Consider the following 19,098-nt stretch of genomic DNA (forward strand, 5'->3'; position numbering starts at 1 on the left):
TGCGTCGTTACTGCGTCACGCCAACTCCAAAAACCGCTCCAAACAAGGATTCCGATTCGCCGGCGACCACGCCAGCACCTGCTCGATCAGGGGCGCGTCGGCGAGCGGCCGGAACACCACGCCGGCCAGTTGCGCCTTGCGCATCGACGACGGAACCAGCGCGACTCCCACCCCTTCATCGACCAGACTCAACACCGTCTGCTGCAACTGCACCTCGAAGCGGATATCGGGCTCGAAGCCGCCCGAGCGGCAATGTTCGAGAATCGCCGCACGCAGACTCGGCGCGACTTCCTCCGACGCCAGCACGAACGGCTCACCCGCCAGTTGCGCGATCTTCAAACGCCGCGCCCGCGCGCGCGGATGAGTGCGCGACAGCGCCACGCATAGCGGCTCGCTCAACACCGTGCGGGTCGCGAGCCCCTTATCGGGCAGGTTCGGGAACATGATCGCCGCATCGATATGGCCGGCCAGCACCTGCGCGGCCAGATCGTTCGACACCACCTCGCGCAGCTTCAGCTCGACCTCCGGATACGCGGCGCCGAACGCGCGCGCATAGCCGGGCACGACGCTGTACGCGGAGCACATCGTGAAGCCGATTTCCAGCTTGCCGGCCGCGCCGTGCGCGGCGGCCCGCGCGTTGTCGACCGCCTGCTCGAGCGACGCAAGAATCGCCTTCGCATCGGCATAAAAGCGCTCGCCCGCCGCCGTCAGCATGACGCTGCGCGGACTGCGCTCGAGCAGCGTCACGCCGAGACTCGCTTCGAGTGCCGCGAGCTGCCGGCTCAGCGGCGGCTGCGACAGATTCAGCCGCGCCGCCGCGCGGCCGAAATGGCGCGTTTCAGCGAGCGTCACGAAGTAGCGCAGCGGTTTCACATCGATCACGATAGCCCCGAAATTTGACGATGCAGAAAAGGTATTAATCAACCCATCAGACGGTATTGGATTGTATCAACGCAATTCGCTACGCTGGCGGGTCGTCCGTTCCAGCACCTCCTTGCAACCGTTCGATCCCGCTCGCCAAGCCGTCTTCCGCACCCAATGTTAGCCACCCTCGAAATCCTGCTTCCCGTTTTCGGCCTCATTTTCGCGGGCTTTGCGTGCCGGCGGCGCGGCGTGCTCGGCCCGAACGCCGCGTCCGAACTGAACCGTTTTGTGGTCTGGCTCGCGCTGCCCGCGCTGCTGTTCGACACGATGGCGCACGCGACCTGGCATCAGCTGTATCAGCCGGCTTTCGTCGCGACCTTTTCGATTGCCTGCGTGGCCGTGTTCGCGCTGATCCTCGCGCTGCGTGTTTTCAACGGCCGGCATCTCGCCGATGCGAGCGTCGACGCAATCGCGGCGTCGTATCCCAATACCGGCTACATCGGCTTTCCGCTCGGCGTGATCGCGTTCGGTCAAGCAAGTCTCACGCCGACCACCATCGCGACGATCCTCGTCGCCTGCGTGCTGTTCGCGGTCGCGATCGTGCTGATCGAAATCGGCTTGCAGACCGAGCGCACGCCGCACAAGCTCGGCCTGAAGGTGCTGCGCTCGCTCGCGCGCAATCCGCTGATCGTGTCGCCGCTCGCCGGCGTCGCGGTGGCGAGTCTGCACGTGACGCTGCCGGCCAGCGCCGAGACCTTCCTGAAACTGCTGGCCGGCGCGGCGAGTCCGTGCGCGCTGGTGAGCCTCGGTCTGTTTCTCGCGGAGAAGCGCCCACGCGAGGCCGGCGCGGGCGGCATCTCGCTGCTCCTGACCGGCGTCAAGCTGATCGTGCAGCCGGCGCTGACCTGGTGGCTCGCGGCGCGCGTGTTCGGACTCGCGCCGACGCTGGTTGAAATGGCCGTCGTGCTCGCCGCGCTGCCGACCGGCACCGGCCCGTTCATGCTCGCGGAGTTCTACCGGCGCGAAGCGCACATCACGTCGCGCACGATTCTGCTGTCGACGGTCGGCTCGATCGTGACGCTGTCGTTGCTGCTGATGCTGATGGGGCATCGCGGCTGAAAGCCCTAACGCTGGCAGCCGCCCGGCCCGCCAGCCGCCGCGAGGCCGAGCGCAGTGCGCACAGTGCGTGGTAAATTCCAGCGTCGGTTAGCAACTTCCAGAAACGTTCGGGTGACCTGAACATCTTTCCGGTCCACCCGCCACTGGCCAGAAGGTGGATCGATGAGCGACGTAAGTCAGCGGATGGTCCGGCGGCGCCTCTACGCCGCGCTTGGCGGCTGCGTCGCGCTGGCCGGTTGCATGGTGGGCCCGAATTACCACGCGCCGCCCCCGCCCGCCACCGATACCTTCACCGCCACACCCCTGCCCAAACAGACCGCCTCCGCGCCCGGCGCTGCCGGCCTGCCGCAGCGTTTCGCGCCCGGCGAGGACATTCCCGCCGCGTGGTGGACGCTGTTTCACTGCGAACCGCTCGACGCGCTGATCCGCGAAGCCATCGCCAATAGTCCGAACATGACCGCCGCGCAGGCCGCGCTGCGCCAGGCCCGCGAAAACTTCAGCGCGCAAGCGGGCGGCACGCTGCTGCCGAGCGTCGACGCGCAACTGGGCGCGACCCGCGAAAAAATCAACGGCATCGCGTTCGGCGAGCCCGGCCTCGTCGAGGAATTCAATCTTTACAACGCGTCGGTCAGCGTGTCGTACAAGCTCGACTTGTTCGGCGGCGCGCGGCGCGCACTGGAAGCGCTGCACGCGCAGATCGACTATCAGCAGTACCAGTTGCAGGCCGCGTGGCTGACGATCTCGGCCAACCTCGTGACCGCCGCGGTCAAGCAGGCTTCAGTGCGCGCGCAGATCGACGCGACCGAGCGGATCGCGGTCGAGGAACAGGAACAGTTGAAGGTGCTCGAGCAGCAGTTCGCGCTCGGCGGCGTCAGCCGGGCGGCCGTGCTCGCGCAGCAAACGCTGCTCGCACAGACCCGCGCGACGCTGCCGCCGCTCTACCAGCAACTCGATCAAACCCGTCATCAACTGGCGGTACTCGCCGGCAAGCTGCCGGGCGACCCCGGCGTGCCCGAGTTCACGCTCGACATGTTCTCGCTGCCCGCCACGCTGCCGGTCAGCCTGCCGTCGTCGCTGGTGCGCCAGCGGCCCGACATCCTCGCCGCCGACGCGACGCTGCATCAGGCGAGCGCACAGATCGGCGTCGCGACCGCGGCGATGTATCCGCAGATCACGCTGTCCGCGAGCTACGGCGCCGAAGCGCTGACGCCGGCCCAGGTGCTGCGGGCCGGCAGCACGATCTGGAGCATTGGTGCCGGCTTGCTGCAACCGGTGTTTCACGGCGGCCAGCTGAGCGCGCAGAAGCGCGCAGCCGAGGCCGCTTACGAGCAGGCCGATGCGCAGTACCGCGAAACGGTTTTGTTAGCGTTCCAGAATGTCGCCGACACGTTGCGCGCGCTCGATCACGACGCGACCGGCCTCGCCGCGCAGACCGACGCGTCGCGCGCGGCCGGCGATGCGCTCGAATTGACGCGTGGGCAGTACCGGGTCGGCGGGGTCAGCTATCTGGCACTGCTCGATGCGCAGCGGCAGTATCAGCAAACGGTCGTGAGTCTCGCGCAGGCACAGGCCGCGCGCTATGCCGATACCGCGGCGCTGTTCCAGGCGCTCGGCGGAGGCTGGTGGAACGACGCCGCGCCGCAAGCCGGGCCCGCCGCGTCCACGTCCCCGACCGCGACCGCGGCAACACCGCACTAGCCGCGCCGCAATCCAACGCCACGCCCTCGCCCGCGCCGAGCAAGGACACCACGATGACCGAAAGAAAACGAATGGCAAAGCGGATGCTGATCATGTTGATCTGCGTGGGGCTGCTGCTCGCCGCGCTGGTCGGCTTCAACCTGTTCCGCGCGCACATGTTCGCGAAGTTCATGGCGGCCAACACCGCGCCGCCCGCCACGGTATCGGCGGTGGTGGTCCACTACCAGTCGTGGCAGCCGCAGCTCGCGGCGGTCGGCAGCCTGCGCGCGGTGCGCGGCGTCGACGTGACGACCGAAGTCGCGGGACTCGTGCGCGAAGTCGCATTCGTGTCCGGTCAGGAAGCGAAGGCCGGCCAGATCCTCGTGCGACTGAACGCCGACAGCGACGTCGCGCTGCTGCAATCGCTGCAGGCCGCCGCCGAACTCGCGCGGACCGTCTACGAACGCGACCGCGCGCAGTACGACATCAAGGCGATCGCGAAGGCCCAGCTCGACGCGGACGCGGCCGATCTGAAAGCCAAGAAAGCCCAGGTCGCGCAACAGCTGGCGCTGGTCGACAAGAAGACGATTCGCGCGCCGTTCGCGGGGCGCCTGGGCATCACGACGATCAACCCCGGCCAATACCTGAACCCCGGGGACGCGATCGTCACGCTGCAAGCAATCGATCCGATCTATGCCGACTTCTCGGTGCCGCAGCAGCAACTCGGCCTGCTCGCGATCGGCGCGCCGGTCAGCGTCGATACCAATGCGTACAGCGGCCAAAGCTTCGCCGGCAAGATCCGCTCGGTCAGTCCGAAAGTGGATAGCGCGACGCGCAACGTGCAGATCGAGGCGAGCGTCGACAATCGCGAGCGCAAGCTGCTGCCCGGCATGTACGCGAACGTGAAGATCGACTCGGGCGTCGCCGAACGGCACCTGACGCTGCCGCAAACCGCGATCACCTACAACCCGTACGGCGCGACGGTCTTTATCGTGAAGCCGGGCACGCAGCCGAACGCGCAGGGCAAGACGCTGCCGGTCGCGCAGCAGGTCTTCGTGACCCCGGGGCCGACGCGCGGCGACCAGGTGGCGATTCTGAAGGGGCTCGACGAAGGCGCGCAGGTCGTGACCAGCGGCCAGATCAAGCTGAAGAACGGCACGCCGCTGATCATCGACAACCGCGTGCAGCCGGCCGACAGTCCTAACCCGGCGCCGCAGGAACAATAAGCGAGGCTGCCCGATCATGTTCACGGACATCTTCATCCGCCGGCCGGTGCTCGCTTCGGTGGTGAGCCTGCTGATCCTCGTGCTCGGCCTGCGCGCGCTCGCGGTGCTCAAGGTCAGCCAGTATCCGCAGACCGAAAACGCGGTGGTCACGATCACCACCGCGTACTACGGCGCGAACTCCGACACCATCGCCGGCTTCATCACGCAGCCGCTCGAAGCGGCGATCGCGCAGGCGCAGGGGATCGACTATATGTCGTCGACCAGCATCACCGGCGTGTCGACGATCATCGCGACGCTGCGCCTGAACTACGACGCGAACCGCGCGCTGACCGAAATCAACACGCAGATCGGTTCGGTGCGCAACCAGTTGCCGCCGCAGGCGCAGCAGCCGGTGCTGACGGTGCAGACCGGGCAGACCACCGACGCGATGTACATGGGCTTCTACAGCAGCGTGCTGCCGAGCAACAACGTGACCGACTACCTGCTGCGCGTGGTCAAGCCGAAGCTCGATTCGATCCAGGGCGTGCAGACCGCCGAAGTGCTCGGCGGCCGCCAGTTCGCGATGCGCGCGTGGCTCGATTCGGCGCGCTTGGCCGCGCACGGCGTAAGCGCGAGCGACGTGTATGCCGCGCTCGGCAACAACAACTATCTGGCGACGCTCGGCTCGACCAAAGGGCAGATGGTCAGCGTCGATCTGGAAGCGGGCACCGATCTGCACACCGTCGAAGACTTCAAGCAGTTGGTGGTCAAGCAGAAGAACGGCTCGATCGTGCGTCTGGAAGATGTCGCGAACGTCGTGCTCGGCGCCGACAGTTACGACTTCAACGTCGCGTTCAGCGGCAAGCGTTCGGTGTTCATCGGCATCAAGGTCGCGCCGGACGCGAACATTCTCGACGTCGCGAAGCGCGTGAAGGTCGTGTTCCCCGAGTTGCAGAAGCAGTTCCCGACCGGCATGACGGGCGACATCGTGTATGACGCGACCGACTTCGTGAACACCGCGATCGACGAAGTGATCAAGACGCTGGTCGAAGCGCTGCTGATCGTGACGGTGGTGATCTTTCTGTTTCTCGGCAGTTTCCGCGCCGTGATCGTGCCGCTGATCGCGATGCCGCTGTCGCTGATCGGCACGTTCTTCGTGATGCAGGTGCTCGGCTACTCGATCAACCTGCTGACGCTGCTCGCGCTGGTGCTCGCGATCGGGCTGGTGGTGGACGACGCGATCATCGTCGTCGAAAACGTCGACCGTCATATGAAGCACGAGGGCAAGACGCCTTTCGACGCCGCGCTGATCGCCGCGCGCGAACTCGGCGGTCCGATCGTCGCGATGACCGTGGTCCTGATCGCGGTGTACGCGCCGATCGGTTTTCAGGGCGGGCTGACCGGCGCGCTGTTCACCGAATTCGCGTTCACGCTGGCGGGCGCGGTCACGGTCTCCGGCGTGATCGCGCTGACCTTGTCGCCGATGATGTGCTCGCGCTTTTTCCGCGCCGAGCAGGAGTCGGGGCGCTTCGCGCGTTTCGTCGACCGCCAGTTCGAGCGCGTGCATCGCGGCTACGGCCGCCTGCTGCACGCGACGCTCGATACCTGGCCGGTGTACGTGCTGATGGGCGCGCTGCTGCTGTGCGGGACCGTGTACCTGTTCATGACGTCGCAGTCCGAACTCGCGCCGCAGGAGGACCAGGGCGTGGTGCTGTCGCAGATCGTCGGGCCGCCGAACGCGACGATCCAGCAGATGCAGACCTACGCGGACCAGGTGTTCGAAGCATCGAAGGCGCTGCCCGAATACGCGCAGATGTTCCAGCTGACCGGCTCGCCGACCATCAACCAGGGGATCGGCGGCGTGCTGTTCAAGACCTGGGATCAGCGCGGCAAGAACGCGACCGTGCTGCAACAGGAGTTGCAGCAGAAGTGGAATCAGATCGCCGGCGCGCGCGTCGCCGCGTTCCAGTTTCCGCCGCTGCCGGGCTCGCAGGGCTTGCCGGTGCAGTTCGTGATCAGTACCACCGAGCCGTTCGAGAACCTGAACGAGGTATCGCAGGCGGTGCTCGAAAAAGCGCGCGAGAGCGGGATGTTCTTCTTCGTCGATACCGATCTGAAGATCGACAAGCCGGAAGTCGCGCTGGTGGTCGACCGCGATAAGGTCGCCTCGCTCGGGATGTCGCAAAGCGATGTCGGCCAGGCGCTCGGGTCGGCGCTCGGCGGCGGCTACGTGAACTACTTCTCGATTGCCGGGCGTTCGTACAAGGTGATTCCGCAGGTGTTGCAGACCGACCGGCTCAATCCGTCGCAGGTGCTCGACTACTATCTGCGCACGCCGGACGGCAGCGTGATTGCGGCCTCGACGATCGCGCATTTGCGGCACACCGTCGTGCCCGAATCGATCAATCACTTCCAGCAGCTCAATTCGGCGACGATCTCCGGCGTGATCGTGCCGGGCGTGTCGCAAGGCCAGGTGCTCGAATTTCTGCGCAACGCGACCACCCAGGTCGCGCCGGCCGGCTATGCGGCCGATTACTCGGGCGAGTCGCGCCAGTTCGTGCAGGAGTCGGGCGGCTTCGTGATCACGCTGCTGCTCGCGACGATCATCGTGTTTCTCGCGCTCGCCGCGCAATTCGAGAGCTTCCGCGATCCGATCGTGATTCTGATCTCGGTGCCGATGGCGCTGTTCGGCGCGCTGATCTTCATCAACGTCGGCCTGACGACGCTGAACATCTATACCCAGGTCGGCCTCGTCACGCTGATGGGGCTCGTCAGCAAGCACGGCATCCTGATCGTGCAGTTCGCCAACGAATTGCAGCGCGCCGGCCGCTCGAAGCGCGATGCGATCGAAGAAGCCGCCGGCGTGCGACTGCGGCCGATCCTGATGACGACCGCCGCGATGGTCCTCGGCGTGCTGCCGCTCGTGATCGCGTCGGGCGCGGGCGCGGCCGGCCGCAACGCGATGGGTCTGGTGATCTTCACCGGAATGTCGATCGGCACGCTGTTCACGTTGTTCGTGGTGCCGGCGATGTACATGTTCCTCGCGGCCGATCATCAACGGCGTGCGCGCGCGCCGCAATCGGTCGCCTGAGCCCGCGCGCGACGCGCTAAGATTGAGCCCGCCGGGCCACACGCCGCCCGGCGTCGACAAGAAAAGCAGCGCCCCGGAGAATCAGATGTCTGAAGAATACGAAGTGCATGGTCCGCACGACCACGCGGTCGAGCACGCCGGCCAACGCGGCCACGGCGACCCCGATCCGTTCGCGAGCCGGATGGCGGTGATGACCGCGATCCTCGCGACGATCGGCGCGCTGTGCGCGTACCAGAGCGGCAACAGCGAAAACCTCGCGCTGTTCTTCAAGAACGAAGCCGCGATCAAGAAGACCGAAGCGGCGAACCAGTGGTCCTACTATCAGGCGAAAGGCGAGAAGGAGAACCTCGCCGAACTGGGCGCGGCGCTAGCGGCGCCGAACAGCGACGCGCATGCGAAATTCGTCGCCGACGTCGAGAAATACAAGCAGCAGAAAGAGCCGATCCGCGCGAACGCCGAAGCGATCGAAAAGCAGGTGGTCGCCGCCGATACCCGCAGCGAAGCGCTGCTGCACGGTCATCACCGCTGGGCGCAGGCCACCTTGCTGATTCAGGTGGCGATCGCGCTGTGTGCGATCACGCTGCTCACGCGCAAGAACTGGCTGCGCAATCTGTCGTTCGTCGTCGCCGCGGGAGGCGTTTTGACTGCCGGCGCGGCGTTTTTCGGGTTGTAGCGGCCGGGCCCCGCAGTGCCAATCAAATCAAGGAGTATGTCGTGGTCGATGCTGGCGCCGTGCTCGGCGTGTTTTCCGTGTATATCGCCGGGGTCGTGAGCCCCGGCCCAAACTTCGTCGCGGTCGCGCACAAGGCCGCGTCGGCGACCCGCATCGAGGCGCTCGCGATGGTCGCCGGCATCGTGCTCGTCAATCTGTTCTGGGCGAGTTGCGCAATTCTCGGCGTCGGTATCGTGTTCGCCGCGTTTCCGTGGCTCGCGCTGCTGGTCCGGGTGGCCGGCGCGTGTTATCTGCTGTGGTTCGGCGGGCGGCTGATCTTCAATGCGTCGGCGGCGAAGCAGGCGGCGCTCGGCAACGCGCCGTCGGGCGGCTTTCGCCAGGCGTTCGCGCAGGGCTTCGCGACCAACATCGCGAATCCGAAATCGATCGCGTTCTTTGCCGCGGTGTTTTCGTCGGCGGCGCCCGCGCATGTGAGCACCGGCACGTTCGCGGCGATGCTCGGCATGGTGCTGGTGGTCGCGAGCAGCTGGTATGGCTTCGTCGCGCTGGCGCTATCGCATGCGCGGATCGCGGCCGCGTACCGGCGCAGCAAGATGTGGGTCGATCGCGTGTGCGGCGGGCTGATCGTCGCGTTGGGCGTGCGACAGTTGCTTCGTTGAATGATCTGACGCGCGATTCAATGCGCGAGCCCGCGCACCCGCTCCAGCAATAAGTCCCGCTCGCGCGCATTGCGCGTCATCGCCGCGGCGCGCTCGAACTCCGCGCGCGCTTCGTCGATGCGCGCGAGCTTGACCAGCAGATCGCCGCGCACGCTCGGCAGCCAGTGGTAATTGGCGAGCGCCGGATCAGCCGCGAGCCGATCGACGATCTCGAGCCCCGCCGCCGGCCCGAACGCCATCCCGACCGCCACCGCGCGGTTCAACTCGACCACCGGCGACGGCGCGACCTGCGCCAACGCATCGTAGAGCGCGACGATCTGCGCCCAGTCGGTATCCTCGGCGCGCCGCGCGCGGGCGTGGCACGCGGCTAGCGCGGCCTGCAACGCATACGGCCCGCCGCCGCCGCCGAGCGCCTGCGCGCGTTGCAACGCGGCGAGCCCGCGGCGAATCAGCAGCGGATCCCAGCGGCTGCGATCCTGATCGAGCAGCAACACCGGCCGCCCCTGCGCATCGACGCGCGCATGCGTGCGCGACGCCTGAATCTCCATCAACGCGACAAGGCCGAGCACCTCGCTTTCATCCGGCACGAGTCCCCCGAGCACGCGGCCGAGCCGCAGCGCTTCCTCGCACAGCGCCGGGCGCATCCAGTCGTCGCCGGCGGTCGCCGAATAGCCTTCGTTGAAAATCAGGTAGATCACCTGCAATACCGACGCGAGCCGCGCCGCGCGCGCATCCGCCTGCGGCACTTCGAACGGCACGCGCGCCGCGGTGAGCGTGCGCTTCGCGCGCACGATCCGCTGTGCGATGGTCGGCTCCGGCACGAGGAACGCGCGGGCGATTTCGTCGGTGGTGAGGCCGCCGAGCAGCCGCAGCGTCAGCGCGACGCGAGCATCGGTGGACAGCACCGGATGGCACGCGGTGAAGATCAGCCGCAGCAGATCGTCGCCGATGTCGTCGGCGCGCGCGGCGTCGAGCGCATCGACGAAATCCGGCACCACGTGCGCTTCGATCGCGTCGAGATCGTGGCCGAGTTCCTCGCGTTTGCGCGCGTGCAGCGCTTCCTGGCGCAGACGGTCGAGCGCGCGGTTTTTCGCGGTCGTCATCAGCCACGCTCCCGGGTTGTCGGGCACGCCGGCCGCCGGCCAGTGTTCGAGCGCGGCCACCAGCGCGTCCTGCGCGAGTTCCTCGGCGAGCCCCACGTCACGCACGATCCGCGCGACGTGGGCGATGACCTTGGCCGCTTCGATCCGCCAGACAGCCTCGATCGCACGATGCGTCGCCTGGGTCGTCACGGCCTTAACCCGCGGCGGCCGGAGAGGCGTTCGGTTCCATGTAGGCGAGCTCCCAGATATGCCCGTCGAGGTCCTCGAAGCCGTGTCCGTACATGAAACCGTGGTCCTGCGGCTCACGCGGCGCGCGGCCGCCGGCGGCGAGCGCCTTCGCGACGAGCGCGTCGACTTCCGCGCGGCTCTCACACGACAGGCATACCAGCACTTCGGTGCTCTCCTTCGCATTGGCGACCGGCTTCGGGGTGAACGACTGGAACATGGGTTTCTCGAGCAGCATCGCGTAGATGTTGTCGCCGACGATCAGACTCACCGCGTGCTCGTTGCTAAAGCGCGGCTCGATGCCGAAGCCGAGCGCGGTGAAGAAGGCCTTCGAGCGCTCGACGTTGTCCACCGGCAGATTCACGTAGATCTGTTTGTGCATGATGTGGGGTCCTGACTGTCTGTCTGGTCTGGTTGAGCCGGTTGCGCAGGCTGCTGTCGTTGCGCTGCCTGCTCAGCGGCGGCTTTCTTCGAGCTTGCGCAATGGCTCGATTTCCGGGCCCTGTTCGAAGTCTTCAAGCTCGAACAGCTGGCGCACTTCGATTTCGCCGTCGGCATGTTCGCCGAACGGTGCGGGAAAGCGGCGCGCCCACTCCATCGCTTCGTCGCGCGAACGCACCTGGATCAGCGTGTAGCCGGCGATCAGTTCCTTGGTGTCGGCGAACGGTCCGTCGATCACTGTCCGCTTGCCGCCGCTGTACTGCACGCGCCAGCCTTTCGAGCTCGGCTGCAGGCCGCTCGCGTCGAGCAGCACGCCCGCTTTCGCGAGTTCTTCGTGGTACGCGCCCATCGCGGCGATCAGCGACGCTTCCGGCATCTGGCCGGCTTCGCTGGCGGCGGTGGCCTTGACGATGATCATGAATCGCATGGTGTTGGCTCCTTTTTGCGTTGTCTTCGTCAGAGAGGGCGAACGGGTCGCCGGCGGAACGCGAGACCACAGCGCGCCCGTTATTGACACGACGAGCGACAGGCACGGAGATCGACACACGCGATGACAGCGCGGGATCAGGGAAAACACTGAGCCGGTAGGTGGACCGTACGTGGGGTATCGGGAAGCGGATCGGTGTAGCGGGCCGCGCGGGATCGGCCGCTACATGAAGCACGGCCCGAGCTTGCGCACCTCGACCGTGCACCAGCCCGCCGCCGGACAGGCCTGCGCGATTTCGAGCGCTTCCTCGCGGCTGTCGCAATTCAGCAGATAAAAGCCGCCGATCATTTCCTTCGCCTCCGCGAACGGGCCGTCGATCAGCTCCGGCTGATCGTTGCGGACCTGCACGCGTACCGCTTCGTTCTGCGAAGTCAGCGATTCGGCCGCGCGCAGCTTGCCGCGCGCCTTCAGGTCGTCGGCGAAACGCAGCATCTGCGCATAGAGATCGCGGCCCGCGGCTTCGCCGCGCTCGCTGCGTTGTTCGACGGGTTCGACGATGAGCAGCATGTAGGACATGATGTCTCCGCTAAGGCTCGGGTGGGATGCGCCGGCAATGGCGTCGGCTTTTTGCGTCGGCTTCGGCGTCAGGTTCGGCGCAGGACAGCGCCAGCCAGTCTAGCAAGCGGCAATCGCAGCGGCAAACGCGCCGCGGCAGAAGGGGCGGCGCACTCCCGCACTCCACTACGTACACTCGTCAGCCCACGCCCGCAGTCCCCTCACGATCGCCGCCCGCCACCCAACCCCCGCTTTGAAGTATTCTCCGAACTCCATTCGAAACCACGCTAAAAACGGCCGGGTTAGCGGCCGGACCGGCACCGCCGCTTCAAGCGGCCCGACGCTCATTCAAACAATCCGAACCACGGGGAAATTCATGCATCGATCGATCGTGCGTGGCGGCATCGCAGCCGCCGTCGCCAGCGTCCTTTTACAACTCGGCGGTTGCGGCAGCGGTGGCGATTCCGGCACCGGTTCGTCGAGCACGGCGCCCGCGACCACGACGTCGATCGGCGGCACCGTCGCGGCGGGCAGCGCGCTGGCCGGCGCGAAGCTCACGCTCATCGACGCGAGCGGCGCCCGGGCCACCGCGACCACCGACACGCAGGGCGCGTACAGCCTTTCCGTAAAAAACATGACGCTGCCGTTCTTCATCGTCGCGAAGGACGCGAGCGGGCTCAGCGCGCCGCTCGTTTCGGTGGTCGCGAAGCTGCCGGCCGGCAGCGCGCCGGCCGTCGTCAACGTGACCACGCTGACCACCGCGCTCGCCGCGATGCTGACGAGTTCGGGCAATCCGCTCGACCTCGCATCGACCGGCACGCTCGCGAAAGTGACGCTGCAAGCGGTACAACTCGCGACCATCACGCTCGACACGATCCTCGCGAACCTGCTGCAACAGAACGGTATTCCGTCAGCCGGCTTCGATCCGGTCGGCGTCGCGTTCACGCCGAACCACAGCGGCGCCGACGCGGTGATCGATTCGGTCTCGGTCGTCACGAGCGCCAACGGCGGCCGCACGCTGGTGTCGAACGCGGCGCCGGGCGCGGGCGTCGCGCTGAACAACAAAACCGCGATGGGCGCGGTGCTCGCCGCGCCGCCCGCGCCCGCGAACTATCTGGAACCGCTCGCCGCGCTGCTGACCGCGTGCGCGGCGAATGGCACGTTGAACGCCGCGTCGTGCACGCCGGCGCTCGACGCGTCGTTCAAGGAAAACGGCTCGACCGATCTCGCCGGCGCGCACGGCCTGACCGATGCCCAGATGACCGGCGCGGTGTTCGGCTCGCCGAAGACGCTCGCGTTTTTCACGCGCAACGGCAAGCAGCTCGCGCTCGTACAGCTGCCGTTCACGCTCGCGAGCGGCCAGCCGGGTCTGCTGTACAGCATTGCGCAGGCGCTGGCGACGCCGGTCACGCTCGCCGGCGGCGCGCAGCTCGGCTGGGATCTGCTCGGCGATCAGTCATCGTTCGCGGTCGCGCTCACGTCGCAACTGCAGCGCCGCACGTTCGTCGATACGCGCCTGAACGACGTGAACCGCTATGAAGCCGGACTCGACATCACGATTCCGACCGCGGCGAATCCGAACGTGTATTCGGCTTCGGTCACCGGGCCGGGTCTTGCCGCGCCGGTGTGGCTGATGCCGCACGCCGCGTCGGGCGACAACACGCTGGCTCTCGCCGATACCGCGTTGAGCGCACCGCCGGTCGCGCCCGCGACAACGAGCAGCAATACGTCGCTGTATCGCTGGTCGTGGCAGTCGTTGTCGTCGACGGCGAGCTTCAGCGCGCCTGCGTCGAGCGGCTATTACGCGGCGCAAGCGGTCGATGCGGGCAGCGTGCCGCTCTACTCGACCTATACGGTCACGTTCTACGACCGCAATGGCGTGCAGCTCGGGCAGTCGTCGGTGATCAATCCGGGCAGTGCGCTCAATGCATCGGCGGGCAACGCGGCGCAGTGGCCGACGCTGATCATGAACGACGCGACCACGCAGTTCCTCACGCCCGGCACCGCGCTCGCCGCCGCGCAGTACGCGCTGAGCATCACGTGGTCGACGCCGGTGGACGGGCTCGATCTGACGGTGCCGGTCAACTCGGTGCAAATTCAGGCGAGCGCGCTGGCGGGTTCGAGCTTGCAGCAGGTGAATGGCTTCTCCGCCGGTCAGCCGAACAATACTACGGCCGGCCAGTACCAGACGACGGTGAGCGCCGGTGTCGATTCGAGCGGGACGCAAACCTGCACGAATTGCCCGTTCCCGGCACTGGCGACGGGCGGCTCGCGCTCGATTCAGTTGCGCGGCGGACAGAGCGGAATCGCGTATTACGACGTGACGCAGTTCAACGATTGAGGTCGTTGGGGACCGTTGGCGGTCGTGGGGGGCGTGGGCTTGCGACGTGAGGCTTCGCGACTTGCGCCGCGGTTGCTGAGAAGCGCCCGATTTTTTTAGGGCACTGCGCAATGAATTACGCCCCAAAGTCTGGACACAGGTCCAGGCTTTGGGGCGTTTTTCGTCAGACCGGCGCTGCGGTTCGCCGCGCACCCGGCGCGGCGGTTTTTCGTTCAAACCACCGCGTCCGCCAGCGCGCGCAACCGCGCCGAGCGCATCAAGCCTTCGATCATCCGCGCCTGCGCGCTCGCCAGTTCGCTCAGCGACGCCGTCGCCAACTGGCTGTCGAAAATCGCCAGCGCCGCGCACAGACGCGCGTATTCGTCGTCGTCGAGCGTCCATTTGCCGGTTTCGCGTTCGCGCGAATCCAGCCGCACCAGCGCCGCATGCGCTCGCTCGATCTCCGTCAGCAAATCGTCAGCGAGGCCGCCGCACGCGAGTTCCTGCGATACCAGCAGATGCCGGCTCAGCGTCGTGTGCAACGTGCGCGAGCCGTGGCCGCCGCGCAACGCGTCGAGCGCCGCGTAGGCTTGCAGCAGCATCGTCTGGGTCACCGGCTGGTGGGCGGTGCGGCTCGTGGTCAGCGCGCGTAATAACGGGGACATGGCCGGTTGGCCGTGCTTGCGGACTCGCGATTTGCTCGACATATCGATTCAACCTCCTCTCTTTGTTGCGCGCCCCGACTCCGGCACGCGACAACGGCAGACGCCGCGCTCAATCATCCGACGCATTGGGTGTCCGACAAGTTCACGAAATTCTATTTGCGACCTATTAAGCCGGATTCAACAGACCGTAGCGTAGAACGCAATGCGCGCATATCGGTTCGAACCCCGCGGATGCAAGAGCGGTTTCGGCGACGCCGAAAAAAAACCCTGTCCCGCGAGGGACAGGGTTTGACAGGATGGAACAGTCGAACATGCGCGTGGATGCCTGCCGACCTATAACCACCAAACTTACAAGGCTGTTGCTACGAAACTACGAATTACCAAATGCACCTGCGATTACCGCACCTGCAATTTCTACCGCTTGGGCGTGATGCTCTTGCATGCGGTCCGGTCCCTCGTATCAAACTCACCTCGCCGCTACCCCCTGCTTCTTCGCGTTTGCCCTTTGAGTGGGTTGCACGCTGGTATTGCCTGTGTTGCACACTGCCTGTACTACGGACTGCGCACTACCGACTGCTCATTGCCGCGAACTGCGTGCTACGAACTGCGTGTTGCAAACTGCCACTGCTAGCTACTGACTGCCATCAACGGTACGGTTCAAAACACGACGCGGGGGAATCGCGTCGATGGGCTCGTAATGCGTCGCTCCATGGAAATCAGTGTAGGGGAGCACGCGCGAATGCAATTGCGCGAAGCGAGGGGCATTGGCGCGTTAATTTGGCGAATGGATGTAACAGGGCTTTGGTCGGACGGATGCGGCGGGGCGCGAATCGTATCGACGCCTCGCGCAGCCGTGTTGACCCGAGAGAGCGAATACCCGGCCTGACGCCGCACTCCCGCGAAGCGAGCACGGCCGCACGCGAATGCGAGCACGGCCACGGCAGCGCTCGCCTCATCGCAAACGTGCCGCGCTTCTGAACCGTGAATTTCAACCGCGCGACGAAAAATCGGCGATCGTCAGCAGCACTTTTTCGCCGGGACGCGCGAGCATTTTTCGTTCGGCCACTGCGGTAATGCGTTTGCGGCCATCGGCAAAGGTCTTCAGAATGCGCGCCTCACCGGCGCCGCGTTGCAGCCAGAAGAACTGTTCGAGCGCCTCGCGCGTGACCGCGCATTCGAGATCGCGACCTCGCGACGACAACTGGAAAATCACCGCGCGCCCATCCGCGGAGACGCTGGGTACCGCTTCGATCGTCGACATAGCCCACCTCCCAACGTTGATCTGGACGTTCGCTTCATCACGCGAACGTCACCGGGAAACCGCTGTATCACTGCGGCGTCGCTAGTGCATGCACCGCGAGCCGACGCCGCCGCGTGAATCCTTTATTGCGCGATTGGCAGCGCGCTCTCGCTCGCGGTGAACGGCTCCGCGATGGACGCGTGACGCTTGCGCTCGTGCGCGCTGGCAACGGCTGCTGTTCTGAATAACGCATCGGGCGCGACATCGGCCGACACGCGCACCGGTCCATTGAACCAGCGCGGCCGCTCGATACAGAACTCGTGCAGCAGCACGTTCAACGCATCGGCGAGTGCCTGGGTGCCGCGCCGCACGCCGCGCGACGCGGCCGTGATAGCCAGCCACGAATGCGGCGGCCGCAGTTCGTGGCAAACGCCGTGCGGATCGGCAAAACGCAAACAGCCGGTGTCGGGATAGAACACGAGCGAGACGGCCTGGCCGGCGGCGTCGCGCGTGACGGTATGGGGTTCCGCGTTCAGCATCGTTCGTATGATTAGAGTGGTCCGCTTCGTTATCGAGCCAACGCCGCGCCGATCGGCCCGCGCTCGCGACAAGCGAACGATGCTTGAGCAAGTCGTATGCCCGTATGCGTGCCCCGGCTCGCCGCAACGAGCGCTCGCACTGCATCGCAAAGTGGAAAGGCCGCAACATAACCGCGTGGTAAAAAAGCGCAGCGGGCGCGACAATCGAAGACAATTGTTACCCGTGCTCGCGCACACCATCGAGCACCGCAACCTTGCCGCCATGTCCGCCCCACCGCCTGCCCGACAACCCGACCTGAGCCTGCGCCGCGCGCATGCGGGCGACGAGACGTTCCTGCTCGAACTGCGTCGCGCGACGATGACCGAACACCTGCTGCGCGCGGGCGAACCGGTCGACGAAGCGACTCATCGCGCGCGCCTGCTCGATCGCTACGACGACGCCCAGGTCATCTGCGTCGACGGCGCGCCCGCCGGTCTGCTGAAGGCATTCCGCAACGACGCCGGATGGTTCGTCGAACAGTTGCAGATCGCGCCGGCGTTTCAAAGGCGCGGCATCGGCGAACAGGTATTGCGCGTGGTCCTGCGCGCCGCCGTGGCCGAGTCGGTGCCGGTCGCGTTGCACGTGTTCAAGGACAATCCCGCCAAACGGCTGTACGATCGACTCGGCTTCGAAATCGTCGGCGCGGACGATAGACAGTTTCACATGCGCGTTGCAGCGCGCACGCCGGCGGACACCGAAGCAGAACGAATGTCGGATAAAGACTGATACGCGATGAACTCTGATATGACTTTTCGTGAACCGTCAGCCATCGAGAGCTGGCATGCCCACATCTATTTCGATGCGGCGAGCCGCGACGCCGCATGGGCGTTTCGCGAACAGATCGCTGCGCGTTGGGGCGAGCAATTGCAGATCGGCCGGTTTCATGAACGGCCGGTCGGCCCGCATCCAATGTGGTCCTATCAGCTCGCGTTCACGCAGGCGCAGTTCGCCGACGTGGTCGGCTGGCTGACGCTCAATCACGGCGCGCTCGATGTATTTCTGCATCCGAATACCGGCGATGCATTACGCGATCATCGCGACGCCGCCGTGTGGATCGGCCATTCGTATGAGCTGGTATTGAAGGCGCTGCTGTAGAGATAGATGCCGCGCGATGCGGCGGCGCGCGCCGCCGGCTTTGTCCACGCTCACATATTCGAGTAAGCGCTGCACCAGCCGCGCGCCGCGACCTGCTTCTCGCCGAACAGCGTGCAGCCGCCAAACGGATCCGACGCGCTGCCCTGAAACAGCGAGCAATTCGCGCACGACTGCCCCGCCGCGAAGTTCGGGAATTTCGCCTTATCGACTTTCGACGCATCTTCGACATAACCCACCGCCTGCGCCTGCGGATCGCTGACGCTGAGCGTGGCGGGCGCGCCCGCCGCGAATGCGGCACGCGAGAACACGAGCGACGAACCGACGCCCGCGCTCAGCAATAGAAAGTGGCGGCGCGATGTTTTCATTTTCATTTGTTCCGATGGGGACAGACGAATACGCTCAATCGAGAAAGCGCGCGAACTGGCCGACCGGTTCGCGTTCGGTGCGCAACGCATTGACCGGCGCGCTTTCGTCGGCGAAACCGAGCGACATGCCGCAGACGAACTGTTCGTTGTCGGGCAAGCCGAGATGCGCGGCAATCAGCCGATGAAACTGGATGAACGCGGCCTGCGGACAGGTATCGAGTCCGCGGCCGCGCGCGGCCGTCATGATGGCTTGCAGGAACATCCCGTAGTCGAGCCAGCTGCCGCGCTCCAGACTGCGATCGATCGTAAACATCAGACCGACCGGCGCGCCGAAGAAGCGGAAGTTGCGCGCGTGCTGTTCGTGCATGCGGGCCTTGTCGCCCTTCCCGATGCCGAGCAGACCATACATGTCCCAGCCGATCTTGCGGCGCCGGTCGATGAACGGCGACAGCCACTGCTGCGGATAGTACGGATATTCCTCGCGATAGAGCGTGTCGCGCTGCGGGTCGTCATACGCGCCGAGCAGTTCGCGCGACAAACGCGCGAGCGCTTCGCCGGTCAGTACGTAGACCTTCCACGGCTGGGTATTGGTGCCGGACGGCGCGCGGCTGGCCGCTTCGAGAATCGCTTCGAGGTCGGCGCGCGGCACCGGCGTGGGCAGAAACGCGCGGACCGAGCGGCGCGTCGTCAGCGCGGCATCGACGATATCTGCGCTGCTGGCAGCATGTGCGGGATGGACGGCATCGGCGGAATTGGCGGAAGAGGTCATCGGCGGACGGCGGCAAGGCCAGCGGA

General features: G+C 66.0%; 19 protein-coding genes. 9 read left to right on the forward strand and 10 right to left on the reverse strand.

Translation table 11 applies throughout. The features are described 5' to 3' along the window. Nucleotides 1-15: 15 nt before the first annotated feature. On the reverse strand, nucleotides 16-882 hold the full coding sequence (locus LJ656_RS13635) for a LysR family transcriptional regulator (RefSeq protein WP_230509935.1): 867 nt from the start codon (nucleotides 880-882) through the stop codon (nucleotides 16-18). 156 nt (nucleotides 883-1,038) lie between these two features. Here LJ656_RS13635 and LJ656_RS13640 point away from each other — a divergent pair, with 156 nt between their 5' ends. From LJ656_RS13640 to LJ656_RS13665, 6 genes are all read left to right on the forward strand, one after another. Next, a complete protein-coding gene (locus LJ656_RS13640; RefSeq protein ID WP_230509936.1) occupies nucleotides 1,039-1,983 on the forward strand; it encodes an AEC family transporter in 945 nt (314 codons plus the stop codon). Nucleotides 1,984-2,145: 162 nt separating this feature from the next. After that, nucleotides 2,146-3,681 (forward strand): efflux transporter outer membrane subunit, encoded by a 1,536-nt coding sequence (locus LJ656_RS13645; protein WP_230509937.1) that lies wholly within the window; start codon nucleotides 2,146-2,148, stop codon nucleotides 3,679-3,681. A gap of 53 nt (nucleotides 3,682-3,734) precedes the next feature. Further along, nucleotides 3,735-4,886, forward strand: coding sequence for an efflux RND transporter periplasmic adaptor subunit (locus LJ656_RS13650; protein ID WP_230509938.1), 1,152 nt, complete (start codon nucleotides 3,735-3,737; stop codon nucleotides 4,884-4,886). A 16-nt stretch (nucleotides 4,887-4,902) separates the two neighbouring features. Beyond that, on the forward strand, nucleotides 4,903-7,956 hold the full coding sequence (locus tag LJ656_RS13655) for an efflux RND transporter permease subunit (RefSeq protein ID WP_268998623.1): 3,054 nt from the start codon (nucleotides 4,903-4,905) through the stop codon (nucleotides 7,954-7,956). 85 nt (nucleotides 7,957-8,041) lie between these two features. Continuing rightward, nucleotides 8,042-8,629 (forward strand): DUF4337 domain-containing protein, encoded by a 588-nt coding sequence (locus tag LJ656_RS13660; RefSeq protein ID WP_230509939.1) that lies wholly within the window; start codon nucleotides 8,042-8,044, stop codon nucleotides 8,627-8,629. Nucleotides 8,630-8,670: 41 nt separating this feature from the next. Next, nucleotides 8,671-9,288, forward strand: coding sequence for a LysE family translocator (locus LJ656_RS13665; protein ID WP_230509940.1), 618 nt, complete (start codon nucleotides 8,671-8,673; stop codon nucleotides 9,286-9,288). Nucleotides 9,289-9,305: 17 nt separating this feature from the next. On the opposite strand, the gene LJ656_RS13670 is transcribed toward LJ656_RS13665, so the two are convergent. From LJ656_RS13670 to LJ656_RS13685, 4 genes are all read right to left on the reverse strand, one after another. Next, nucleotides 9,306-10,580 (reverse strand): RNA polymerase sigma factor, encoded by a 1,275-nt coding sequence (locus tag LJ656_RS13670; RefSeq protein ID WP_230509941.1) that lies wholly within the window; start codon nucleotides 10,578-10,580, stop codon nucleotides 9,306-9,308. A 4-nt stretch (nucleotides 10,581-10,584) separates the two neighbouring features. Beyond that, nucleotides 10,585-10,998, reverse strand: coding sequence for a VOC family protein (locus LJ656_RS13675; RefSeq protein ID WP_230509942.1), 414 nt, complete (start codon nucleotides 10,996-10,998; stop codon nucleotides 10,585-10,587). A 72-nt stretch (nucleotides 10,999-11,070) separates the two neighbouring features. After that, complete coding sequence (locus tag LJ656_RS13680; protein WP_230509943.1) at nucleotides 11,071-11,484, reverse strand: YciI family protein; 414 nt, start codon at nucleotides 11,482-11,484, stop codon at nucleotides 11,071-11,073. 222 nt (nucleotides 11,485-11,706) lie between these two features. Continuing rightward, nucleotides 11,707-12,060, reverse strand: a complete 354-nt coding sequence (locus LJ656_RS13685; protein ID WP_230509944.1) for a YciI family protein — start codon at nucleotides 12,058-12,060, stop codon at nucleotides 11,707-11,709. A gap of 355 nt (nucleotides 12,061-12,415) precedes the next feature. Here LJ656_RS13685 and LJ656_RS13690 point away from each other — a divergent pair, with 355 nt between their 5' ends. Further along, nucleotides 12,416-14,380 (forward strand): hypothetical protein, encoded by a 1,965-nt coding sequence (locus LJ656_RS13690; protein WP_230509945.1) that lies wholly within the window; start codon nucleotides 12,416-12,418, stop codon nucleotides 14,378-14,380. 212 nt (nucleotides 14,381-14,592) lie between these two features. Here LJ656_RS13690 and LJ656_RS13695 read toward each other — a convergent pair whose 3' ends face one another. The 3 genes from LJ656_RS13695 to LJ656_RS13705 form a co-directional block, all read right to left on the reverse strand. Then, nucleotides 14,593-15,066, reverse strand: coding sequence for a hypothetical protein (locus tag LJ656_RS13695; RefSeq protein ID WP_230509946.1), 474 nt, complete (start codon nucleotides 15,064-15,066; stop codon nucleotides 14,593-14,595). Nucleotides 15,067-16,012: 946 nt separating this feature from the next. Further along, complete coding sequence (locus tag LJ656_RS13700; RefSeq protein WP_230509947.1) at nucleotides 16,013-16,285, reverse strand: DUF1488 family protein; 273 nt, start codon at nucleotides 16,283-16,285, stop codon at nucleotides 16,013-16,015. 122 nt (nucleotides 16,286-16,407) lie between these two features. Then, nucleotides 16,408-16,803 (reverse strand): hypothetical protein, encoded by a 396-nt coding sequence (locus LJ656_RS13705; protein ID WP_230509948.1) that lies wholly within the window; start codon nucleotides 16,801-16,803, stop codon nucleotides 16,408-16,410. A gap of 262 nt (nucleotides 16,804-17,065) precedes the next feature. On the opposite strand from LJ656_RS13705, the gene LJ656_RS13710 reads away from it, so the two are divergent. Both LJ656_RS13710 and LJ656_RS13715 read left to right on the forward strand, forming a co-directional pair. Then, nucleotides 17,066-17,569: a GNAT family N-acetyltransferase gene (locus tag LJ656_RS13710; RefSeq protein ID WP_230509949.1), complete on the forward strand. Its 504-nt coding sequence runs from the start codon at nucleotides 17,066-17,068 to the stop codon at nucleotides 17,567-17,569. 18 nt (nucleotides 17,570-17,587) lie between these two features. After that, the gene (locus LJ656_RS13715; protein ID WP_230509950.1) at nucleotides 17,588-17,938 is read left to right on the forward strand and encodes a DOPA 4,5-dioxygenase family protein; all 351 of its coding nucleotides are present in this window, start codon (nucleotides 17,588-17,590) and stop codon (nucleotides 17,936-17,938) included. Between the two features lie 50 nt (nucleotides 17,939-17,988). Here LJ656_RS13715 and LJ656_RS13720 read toward each other — a convergent pair whose 3' ends face one another. Then, the gene (locus tag LJ656_RS13720) at nucleotides 17,989-18,303 is read right to left on the reverse strand and encodes a high-potential iron-sulfur protein (RefSeq protein ID WP_230509951.1); all 315 of its coding nucleotides are present in this window, start codon (nucleotides 18,301-18,303) and stop codon (nucleotides 17,989-17,991) included. 34 nt (nucleotides 18,304-18,337) lie between these two features. Further along, nucleotides 18,338-19,072, reverse strand: a complete 735-nt coding sequence (locus LJ656_RS13725; RefSeq protein ID WP_230509952.1) for a nitroreductase — start codon at nucleotides 19,070-19,072, stop codon at nucleotides 18,338-18,340. Between the last annotated feature and the right edge of the window lie 26 nt (nucleotides 19,073-19,098).

The sequence above is a fragment of the Paraburkholderia sejongensis genome, assembly GCF_020880815.1.
In the GTDB taxonomy this organism is placed as follows: Bacteria; Pseudomonadota; Gammaproteobacteria; order Burkholderiales; family Burkholderiaceae; genus Paraburkholderia; species Paraburkholderia sejongensis.

Coding starts and splice junctions, on each gene's coding strand:
- LJ656_RS13695 (WP_230509946.1), bottom strand. CDS start 15,066: ATGTCGAGCAAATCGCGAGTCCGCAAGCACGGCCAACCGGCCATGTCC.
- LJ656_RS13685 (WP_230509944.1), bottom strand. CDS start 12,060: ATGTCCTACATGCTGCTCATCGTCGAACCCGTCGAACAACGCAGCGAG.
- LJ656_RS13710 (WP_230509949.1), top strand. CDS start 17,066: ATGTCCGCCCCACCGCCTGCCCGACAACCCGACCTGAGCCTGCGCCGC.
- LJ656_RS13715 (WP_230509950.1), top strand. CDS start 17,588: ATGACTTTTCGTGAACCGTCAGCCATCGAGAGCTGGCATGCCCACATC.
- LJ656_RS13650 (WP_230509938.1), top strand. CDS start 3,735: ATGACCGAAAGAAAACGAATGGCAAAGCGGATGCTGATCATGTTGATC.
- LJ656_RS13720 (WP_230509951.1), bottom strand. CDS start 18,303: ATGAAAACATCGCGCCGCCACTTTCTATTGCTGAGCGCGGGCGTCGGT.
- LJ656_RS13655 (WP_268998623.1), top strand. CDS start 4,903: ATGTTCACGGACATCTTCATCCGCCGGCCGGTGCTCGCTTCGGTGGTG.
- LJ656_RS13725 (WP_230509952.1), bottom strand. CDS start 19,072: ATGACCTCTTCCGCCAATTCCGCCGATGCCGTCCATCCCGCACATGCT.
- LJ656_RS13675 (WP_230509942.1), bottom strand. CDS start 10,998: ATGCACAAACAGATCTACGTGAATCTGCCGGTGGACAACGTCGAGCGC.
- LJ656_RS13705 (WP_230509948.1), bottom strand. CDS start 16,803: ATGCTGAACGCGGAACCCCATACCGTCACGCGCGACGCCGCCGGCCAG.
- LJ656_RS13660 (WP_230509939.1), top strand. CDS start 8,042: ATGTCTGAAGAATACGAAGTGCATGGTCCGCACGACCACGCGGTCGAG.
- LJ656_RS13640 (WP_230509936.1), top strand. CDS start 1,039: ATGTTAGCCACCCTCGAAATCCTGCTTCCCGTTTTCGGCCTCATTTTC.
- LJ656_RS13680 (WP_230509943.1), bottom strand. CDS start 11,484: ATGCGATTCATGATCATCGTCAAGGCCACCGCCGCCAGCGAAGCCGGC.
- LJ656_RS13700 (WP_230509947.1), bottom strand. CDS start 16,285: ATGTCGACGATCGAAGCGGTACCCAGCGTCTCCGCGGATGGGCGCGCG.
- LJ656_RS13645 (WP_230509937.1), top strand. CDS start 2,146: ATGAGCGACGTAAGTCAGCGGATGGTCCGGCGGCGCCTCTACGCCGCG.
- LJ656_RS13690 (WP_230509945.1), top strand. CDS start 12,416: ATGCATCGATCGATCGTGCGTGGCGGCATCGCAGCCGCCGTCGCCAGC.